Here is a 1,211-nt window from a genome sequence, read left to right as displayed (position 1 = left end):
GAGCTGTCGGCGACGAGCACGGACGCGGTGAACGGCTCGCAACTGTTCGCGACGAACGAGAACCTGGGCAACCTGAAGGACGCGCTGACGGATGGCGGCGTCCTCGACAAGACGACGGGCGAATCGCTGGCGGTGGTGTACGACAGCACGTCGAAGGACAAGGTGACGCTGGCGGGCAAGACGGGCACGACGCTGTCGAACGTGAAGGCCGGTACGGCGGATCTGGATGCGGTGAACGTGTCGCAGCTGAAGTCGTCGGGTTTGATCGGCGAGGATGGCAAGTCGCTTGCCGCGGTGACGTACGACAAGAAGGCGGACGGCACGGCGAACTACAACTCGGTGACGCTGGGCGGCGGGAAGTCGACGGGTCCGGTGACGCTGTCGAACGTGGCCAAGGGCAAGGCCGGCACGGACGCAGTGAACGTCGATCAACTGACGAAAGCGATCAGCGACGTGGAAGGCGGCATGAACCCGCTGGCCGTGTCTTACGACAGCGTGACGAAGGACAAGGTGACACTGGCCGGCAAGACGGGCACGACGCTGACGAACCTGAATGCGGGCAAGGTGAGCGCGGACAGCAAGGACGCGGTCAACGGTTCGCAACTGCACGCCACGGCAAAGAGCGTGGCAGACGCGTTGGGCGGCGGTTCGACGGTGGACGAGAGCGGCAAGCTCACGGCGCCGACGTATACGCTGGCTGATCCGGCGGACAGCTCGAAGCAGGTCGACTATCACACGGTGGGCGATGCGCTGGAGAACCTGGATGGTCGTGTGGCGAGCAACACGGGCGACATCACGAACATCAAGAACCAGTTCACGAACACGGGCCTGGTGGACAGCGATGGCGACACGCGTGCTGCGGTGACGTATGACAAGAACGCGGATGGCACTCCGAACTACAAGTCGGCGACGCTGGCGGGTAAAGGCGGCACGAAGCTGACGAACGTGGCAGCCGGTACTGCCGACCTGGACGCGGTGAACGTGTCGCAACTGAAGTCGTCGGGCCTGATCGGCGAGGACGGCAAGTCGCTCGCTGCAATCACTTACGACAAGAACACGGACGGCACGGCGAACTACAAGTCGGCGACGCTGGCTGGCGTTGGCGGCACGAAGCTGACGAACGTGAAGGCCGCGGAGCTGTCGTCGACGAGCACGGACGCGGTGAACGGCTCGCAACTGTTCGCGACGAACGAGAACCTGGGCAACCTGAA

Annotated in this window: 1 pseudogene; it reads left to right on the top strand. The window is 64.0% G+C overall.

Features of this window, described 5'->3' with window-relative positions:
* Positions 1 to 1,211: pseudogene (locus DIE21_RS36810) on the top strand (hypothetical protein); the annotation flags it as partial.

This window comes from Burkholderia sp. Bp9140, assembly GCF_003853425.1.
GTDB lineage: Bacteria > Pseudomonadota > Gammaproteobacteria > Burkholderiales > Burkholderiaceae > Burkholderia.
The sequence above is the reverse complement of the archived record's forward strand: the minus strand, read 5'-3'. Positions and strand labels throughout refer to the sequence as shown.